This is a genomic window from Flavobacterium sp. NRK F10, assembly GCF_024054235.1.
GTDB classification, from domain to species: Bacteria; Bacteroidota; Bacteroidia; order Flavobacteriales; family Flavobacteriaceae; genus Flavobacterium; species Flavobacterium sediminis.
In genome coordinates, this window is sequence record NZ_JAMXLC010000001.1 from 3,024,260 (window position 1) to 3,032,300 (window position 8,041).

3 protein-coding genes and 2 pseudogenes are annotated in these 8,041 nt (G+C 36.5%); 4 read left to right on the top strand and 1 reads right to left on the bottom strand.

Annotation, left to right across the window (positions count from 1 at the left end; translation table 11 throughout):
• A pseudogene (locus tag NHF50_RS13810) lies at positions 1-2,061 on the bottom strand (hypothetical protein); the annotation flags it as partial.
• A 558-nt stretch (positions 2,062-2,619) separates the two neighbouring features.
• On the opposite strand from NHF50_RS13810, the gene NHF50_RS13815 reads away from it, so the two are divergent.
• The 4 genes and pseudogenes from NHF50_RS13815 to NHF50_RS13830 all read left to right on the top strand — a co-directional run.
• On the top strand, positions 2,620-2,796 hold the full coding sequence (locus NHF50_RS13815; RefSeq protein WP_252777012.1) for a CAL67264 family membrane protein: 177 nt from the start codon (positions 2,620-2,622) through the stop codon (positions 2,794-2,796).
• 46 nt (positions 2,797-2,842) lie between these two features.
• Positions 2,843-4,534 carry an energy-dependent translational throttle protein EttA gene (gene ettA / locus NHF50_RS13820; protein WP_109570218.1) on the top strand — a complete coding sequence of 564 codons (1,692 nt, stop codon included), beginning with the start codon at positions 2,843-2,845 and terminating at the stop codon, positions 4,532-4,534.
• 65 nt (positions 4,535-4,599) lie between these two features.
• Positions 4,600-6,798: an ATP-binding protein gene (locus tag NHF50_RS13825; RefSeq protein ID WP_252777014.1), complete on the top strand. Its 2,199-nt coding sequence runs from the start codon at positions 4,600-4,602 to the stop codon at positions 6,796-6,798.
• A 409-nt stretch (positions 6,799-7,207) separates the two neighbouring features.
• Positions 7,208-8,041: pseudogene (locus tag NHF50_RS13830) on the top strand (T9SS C-terminal target domain-containing protein); the annotation flags it as partial.

Consider the following 8,041-nt stretch of genomic DNA (forward strand, 5'->3'; position numbering starts at 1 on the left):
AGCATCATACCATACAATAGGAGACTCGTTGATTTGCATGTCAGCAGCTGTCGGATTGTTAGCGGCACAAAATTCTTGTGAAGTCGTGTTAGCAGTAGGAGTAGGCTCATCTAAGATCGTAATATCAATTTGCAAACGAGCACTACTTTCACAATTTGCTCCCTGATGAGCAGCATAATAAGAAGCACCGTCTGTAAGCACCGTAGACGGATCTACGATATTTCCGCCGGTAGGTGCATCATACCACACAATAGGAGACTCATTGACTTGTAGGTCAGCGGCTGTCGGATTGTTAGCAGCACAAAATTCCTGAGTTGTTTCAGAAGCAGTAGGAGTAGCTTCATCAGTGATTGTAAATGTTATCTCAACAGGCGTAACATTTTCACATATTGCATCACCACTTACTCTTACTCCGTATGTATAAGTCCCTACAGCAAGAGCTCCTAAATCTAGTATTCCGTTTGAACCTCCTGTAATGGGAGTATCATTTTCGTCATACCAAGAATAAACAGGGTTTGTTATGGTACTGGAAGCACTCAATTGAGCATTTAAAGTTACATTGGGATTGGTTACTAAACATAAATCGCCTGAAGGAACAGTACCGTTGACAAGGATATCGCCAAAATCTGTTGTTGTTGCATTCGGATTGATATGTACGGTTATTTCTTCCCGTGCACCAAATTCACATCCTTGTCGTATAGCCTGAACATAAAAAGTATAATTACCTTCCGTTAACCCCGGTGGTAGTTCAAAATCAAGATGATTGGTTGTTGCCAAAGGATTGTCCGAACTGTCATAAACCTGATAAGTTGTACAATTATCGTGTAACTGTAAGGACAAAAGGTCAGTAAAACAAAGTTCGACTTCTCCATTTACATTCGGAGCAATTACGGTCTCGATTACCGGCTTGATATCAACGTCATGTATTCGAATGGCATCCAGAACATTAGCAACACCTCCATAACTAATAACTACTCTGTCAAATTGAGCCGGAGGAACCATAGTAATAGCTGCTAACGGGTCAGGGCTTCCTATTAAGTTTAAAAGCGCTAAATTTAAGACCGGATCTGTATTAGTTATAGGTGCCCCTATTTGAGTTGTTCCGTTGAATAACGTAATTTGTAGACCATTAATAGCTCCGAGCTGTAACAAGCCGTTATCCGGTCTCGAAAAAATGATATGCAAAGAATCGTCGGGTTCACTTAAATTCTTAAAGTCAACTTCAATTTGAGCGCTATTTAATAATGCTACACCACGATTCAATAAAGCAAAACTTTCCAGATCCTCATCAGCGGCAAGATACGGATGTACTACTGAAGCTGTGGCGCTCAGTGCATCTAATCCGGCTAAGACTTCGACCCCGTAAAAGAGATCCATTACTCCTTTTTTTACATAAGGATCAGTAGGTTGAATGCCGTCGTTTAAGTCATCAACACCATTATTGTCATCATCGTATGAATCAAATTGAAATGAAGTACAATCCATAGTAGTTGAGGGTTGTTTTACATAAGCTTCATACACTTTGTATGTATCTGCCAGAGCCAAAGCACCTCCGAAGTAGATCCGTACTCCTGCAAAAGGTTGGTCGCCGGAAGTATTATTAGGAATAAAAGTGAATTCAAAAGCAGAATCAGCTGATAATAAACTGATAAGCCCGGCATCAACGGATGTACCACTGCCGATTGTATTACCATTGTCATCTAATCCGTAGACTAAAAAGCCGGATATAAGACTAAGTCCGCTATATTGTTTTCCCATCTTGATACTTACAGGAGTACCGGCAGGGAATGTTTGATCAAAATGGAGATCATAGTTACCGCCTCCCATGCCAAGTAAACCAACTAGGGCGGTTATTTCTGAGGCTGTTGAGGGGTTATGATCAAAACCATTTATGCCATTTGATAAGAAGCCCCCTAAGGACGTCCAGTTATCACTAGTAGCATAAATTCTTTCGGTACCGCCGGGACATTGCGCCTGCATACCGGAAACCATCAAAATAATAAAAAATAGTGAAAATGCATTTTTTATTTTTAAGAAAGAAGGAATTGTAACAGTTTTCATAAGTTTAAAAGTTTACATGTTTGTTTTTGTAAATAGGGGTAACCAGTGCTGCATGGATCAATGTATGAAACATGATGAGCAAACAGGTTCAAGTAATTTTCTTCGATTGAAGAAGGAATGGTCTTTACAAAAGTTTCATGATAAAACTTTAAATAGCTAAAAGATAGCATGATTGCAAGTAAAAGGAAATACCTTTCCCTAGCTGTCTTCAGGGTGTAACTTTGATTTTTCATAAGCATTAGTTTACATTAGTTTTCAACCGCTTAGAAGAATTAAGTTTTATTTGTAATCTTGGGGCTTTGTGTGTTAAAGAATTCTAAAACTTGTCTAAAACTAATGAAAAAAATGTTAAAATAGATACGTTTTTTCTGTAAAAAATGTTAAACAGGTGTTTTTACGTAAGAAAAAAATGCTTAAAAAGTGTTTTTTTGAGGGCTAAATCTATATGGTAACTTCTAAAAGCTTGCTCTTGCTATTTGTGTTTTTCCTCGATGTAAAAGGATAAGAAATAAAGATTTTATATCTTTGCGGCTTGTTATAAAATTTCATAAGATGAGGATGAATAAAAATACTGTTTTAGCTTGGGCAACTTTTATTATGATTTTGATGGGGTTATTGATCGTAGGTTTGGCTATCTACAGATATGATGATGTAGCCGGCTGGGGATTTGGCGCTGTCGGAATAGGTTTCTTTGCTATTGCATGGGTTTTTAATGCTCTCAAAGGGAGAGTATAATTTATATTTATTCAGAAATCAAAAACATTTTAAACTATAATCGTATATGTCAGACGATAAGAAAGTAATATTCTCGATGTCGAGAGTAAGTAAAACGTACTCTTCTACAAATAAGACAGTACTTAAAGATATTTATTTAAGTTTCTTTTACGGAGCTAAAATCGGGATCTTAGGTCTAAACGGAGCCGGAAAATCTTCTTTATTGAAGATCATTGCCGGTGTCGATAAAAATTATCAGGGCGATGTTGTTTTTTCACCAGGTTATACTGTTGGGTACTTAGAACAAGAGCCGCAATTAGATGAGAGTAAAACGGTAATTGAAGTGGTTCGCGAAGGAGCAGCAGAAATATATGCTCTTTTAGATGAATTCAATAAGATCAATGACGATTTTGGGTTACCGGAGGTCTATGAAGATGCTGATAAGATGCAAAAATTAATGGACCGTCAGGCTGAATTACAGGATAAGATTGATGCTGCCGGTGCTTGGGAGATCGATAATAAGTTAGAAGTAGCTATGGATGCTTTACGCACGCCGGATTCTGATACTCCCATCAACGTTCTGTCAGGAGGAGAGAAACGTCGTGTGGCTTTATGCCGTTTGTTGTTACAACAACCTGATGTATTATTACTGGATGAGCCTACAAACCACTTAGATGCAGAATCAGTTCTTTGGTTAGAGCAGCATTTACAACAATATGCCGGAACAGTAATAGCCGTAACGCACGACCGATATTTTTTGGATAATGTAGCCGGCTGGATTCTGGAATTAGACAGAGGAGAGGGAATTCCATGGAAAGGGAACTATTCTTCTTGGTTAGACCAAAAAGCAAAACGATTGGAGCAGGAAGAAAAAACAGCTTCTAAGAGAAGAAAAACCTTAGAGCGTGAGTTGGATTGGGTTCGTCAGGGAGCAAAAGGAAGACAAACCAAACAAAAAGCACGTTTACAAAACTATGATCGATTGCTGAATGAAGATCAAAAACAATTAGAGGAAAAATTAGAGATCTATATTCCGAATGGACCACGTTTAGGAACTAACGTTATTGAGGCAAAACATGTTGCTAAAGCCTTTGGTGATAAATTGTTATATGAAGATCTTAATTTTACATTACCACAGGCAGGTATTGTCGGGATTATAGGTCCGAACGGAGCCGGAAAATCGACAATATTCCGAATGATAATGGGAGAGGAGCAACCGGATAACGGAGAGTTTACAATCGGAGAGACTGTTAAAATAGCTTATGTAGATCAATCGCATAAAGATATTGATCCTGAGAAATCAATTTGGGAAAATTTCTGTGACGGACAAGAATTGATTATGATGGGAGGTCGTCAGGTCAATTCGAGAGCTTATTTATCCCGTTTTAATTTTGGCGGAAGCGATCAAAACAAAAAAGTTTCCACATTGTCAGGAGGTGAACGTAACCGTTTACATTTGGCCATGACCTTAAAAGAAGAAGGAAATGTACTGTTACTGGATGAGCCAACAAATGATTTGGATATCAATACACTACGGGCTTTAGAAGAAGGTTTAGAGAATTTCGCCGGTTGTGCCGTAATTATCTCTCACGACCGTTGGTTCCTTGATAGAGTTTGTACGCACATTTTAGCTTTTGAAGGAGATTCTCAAGTGTATTTCTTTGAAGGAAGTTTCTCTGAATACGAAGAAAATAAAAAGAAACGTCTAGGAAAAGAAGTAACTCCTACACGTATTAAGTATAAAAAATTAATTCGTTAATAGCGTTTAAAAAAAATCCTGATTTTATCAGGATTTTTTTATTTTAGTATTATACATTTGTACGTATGATTCTCAAAAAGATCTTTCCTTTTTTAACCTTGTTTTGCACGATCTTGTTTTTCGGGCAAGATACTATTCAACCTAAACAGGAGTTAAAAAAATTACTTCATGATGCTTCTGTTTCCTTTATGGATTATAAGGTGGAAACATCAATGGACTGTGCAAACAAGGCGCTTGTATTGGCATTACAGTATGATGAGGACGAGTATGCAGCCAAAGCTTACAATATCATCGGTCTGAATTATACGGAATTTGCAGAATTGGAAAAGGCTGTAGATTTCTTTAATAAAGGAATAATCCATGCAAGCAAAACTAAGAATGATACAGTAAAGTCATGGTTGTATAATAATTTGGGAAATGTTTACTGTTATCATAAAATTGACTACAAAAAAGGAATAGAGAGCTATTTAAAAGGCCTGGAATTTTCAAAGAAATTTTCAGACGAATTAGAAATCGCTTTCTCAAAACTGAATTTAACATCTGCTTATTTTACATACGGAGAATTTGATAAAGGAATTGTATTCCTGAATGAAGCAAAGGATTATGTAAGCCAATCCGATGATCTGGAAGCCAACCTGACCTTGAATTCACTTTACGGAGAATATTATAGCTTTTATGAAAACTTTCCTAAAGCAAGAGCGTATTTTCTGAAAACAGCTGAGCTTTGCAGTAAAAATACTGAAGAATATCTGGAAGGGAATATTGTAGAAGCATATTCTAATATTTCGGATTTTTATCATAAGATAGGTGATGATGACAATGCCTATCTTTTTTTAGAGAAACACGACTCTCTGGAAGATAAAGTATATAATAAGCAAAGAATACAACAAGTAAAGAGTGTCGGTAAGGAAATAGAAAATAATGAAGCCAAAATGCAGTTGGTTAAAATGGAAGCTGAAAAAATAGTGCAAGACCAAAAACTGCGAAACACACAAGTATTCATTATTGCATTGTTTCTGTTTTTTGCCTTTGTTTTTGTTTTGCTTTTAATTACGGTTCGAAACAATAAATTGCGTAAAAAAGTAAATAAAAAACTTCTTGAGATCAACGAAGAGTTGCGTATTGCCAAAGAGAAAGCCGAAGAAGCTTCCAATGTAAAGTCTCAATTCATTTCAACCATTACACACGAACTTAGGACACCTTTGTATGGTGTAATAGGTATTACAGATATCATAGAAGAAGAGCACAAAGAACTGGAAGGTAGTACGTATTTGAAATCTTTGAAATTTTCAGCAAAATACTTATTATCTCTTGTAAATGATATTTTGAATCTGAATAAGATCGAAGAGAATAAAGTAACGTTGGATAACAGAACATTTCATTTAAAAGAAACTTTAGTTACGATCAAAAATTCTCTTGAAACTATTGCCCGAAAGAATAAAAATACAATTGCTATTGAAATTGACGAAGCGATTCCGGAATGTTTGTATGGCGATAACGTAAGGCTTTCACAGATCATTTTTAATTTAATGAGCAACTCTCTCAAATTCACGCAAAAAGGCAAAGTCCTTATAAAAGCCAAATTAAAAAAGAAAAGAGATACAACATTATTTATTCAGTTTACTGTTGAGGATAACGGAATAGGAATACCTGAAAAATATCAGGCGAAAGTATTTGAAAAGTTCGTACAGATTGACCGAAAAGATGAAGACTATCAAGGAACCGGATTAGGATTAACCATTGTTGAACGATTGGTAGAATTGTTTAACGGAACCATTTCTTTGGAAAGTAAAGAGGATCAAGGAACTAAAGTTATTTTTACAATTCCCTTAAAAGAAGGACAAAAAGAAGATGCAACTAAAAAAGAAAGTATTCCTGTAACCCGTGAAGAGAAGACTACAAAAGAATATTATATATTAGTTGTAGAAGACAATAAGATAAACCAACTGGTAACCCGCCATCTTCTAGAGAACAATCACTTTAAATGTAAAATTGTAGACGATGGGTTTACGGCTTTAGAGAGTTTAGAACAGGAGCATTTTGACGCAGTTCTTATGGATATCAATATGCCTAAGATCAATGGTTTTGAAGCCTCAAAATTAATCAGAGAAAAAGGATTTACATTGCCCATTATCGCTGTAACAGCTTTTGAAAAAGATGAGATCATGGATAAGATTCATGAGGCACAGATCAATGATATTATTGTAAAACCTTTTGATGTCAAAACTTTTTTAAAAATACTTCAGAAACAGTTAGATAAATAGATTTTTTCAAAAAACCGTAACAAAAAAACTACTATGAAAAATTTGCTACAACTTTTGTGTTCAAAAAAATCACATTAGAAAAAAAATCACACTTTTTGTGGCAAAAAAATAGTTTAAAAAGAAATGCCACAATTGTTGTGTCAAAAAAAATCTATCAAAAAAATTGACACAAAATGCCTAAAAAAACAATTTTGAGTAAGATTTTGACATTGTGTTGATTTTTTGTCCATTGCATTTTTTTAGATAAAAATTACAATTTAAAGAAAATTGATAGATATAAAATCTTAAAAACGTTCAAAAATCTGAAAATATCCGGTTAAAACTGAAAAAACCGTAAAAACAACTATTTGCCTTTTCGTATTACAAAAAAAATATACATTTATCCATATTTAATTACAAATAAAATGCAATGCGAATAAAATTACGCTTAACCGCTATTTTCCCTGCATTATTGATTCCTGCCATTACTTCAGCGCAGGACATCCTATGGGAAAAGACCTATGGAGGCAAACATGCCGAATACTTATACGATGCCATACCGACGCCTGACTACGGATTTATCCTGGCCGGAAGTTCGGTTTCCGGAAAAAACGGCAACAAAGACGAAAAGAACAAAGGCGATCTGGATTACTGGGTTTGGAAGATGGACGAGCATGGCAATTTGGACTGGCAAAAGAGCTTTGGCGGCAACAAAGAAGACCTGTTACAAAGCATAGCCCTTACCGGTGACGGGGGATTTATCCTCGGCGGTACTTCCGCTTCCGATAAAGGTTCCGACAAAACCGAAAACAGCAAAGGTAAAGAAGACTTCTGGATCATCAAGCTCAATGCTAAAGGCCAACAACTGTGGCAAAGAACCATTGGCGGTAGCGGAATGGAAAAGCTTTTAAGCATTGCCCAGACCAAAGACAACGGCTATATTTTAGGCGGAACTTCCTCTTCCAATAAAACGATAACTCCGGAAGGACAAACTCCCGATTTGTATGGTAAATCAGAAGACTCGCGAGGGAATCTGGACTTTTGGGTCGTAAAACTCAGTGAAACCGGAACGATCGAATGGCAAAGAACCATCGGCGGAAAATATGTGGACGAATTGCGCAGCATTCAACCAACGACAGACGGCGGTTATATTTTGGGAGGTTATTCCAATTCTCCGGCATCGGGCGATAAAACAGAAGAGAACTACGGTTTGGGAGACTACTGGATCGTGAAGCTCGATGCGCAGGGCGAGATCGACTGGCAA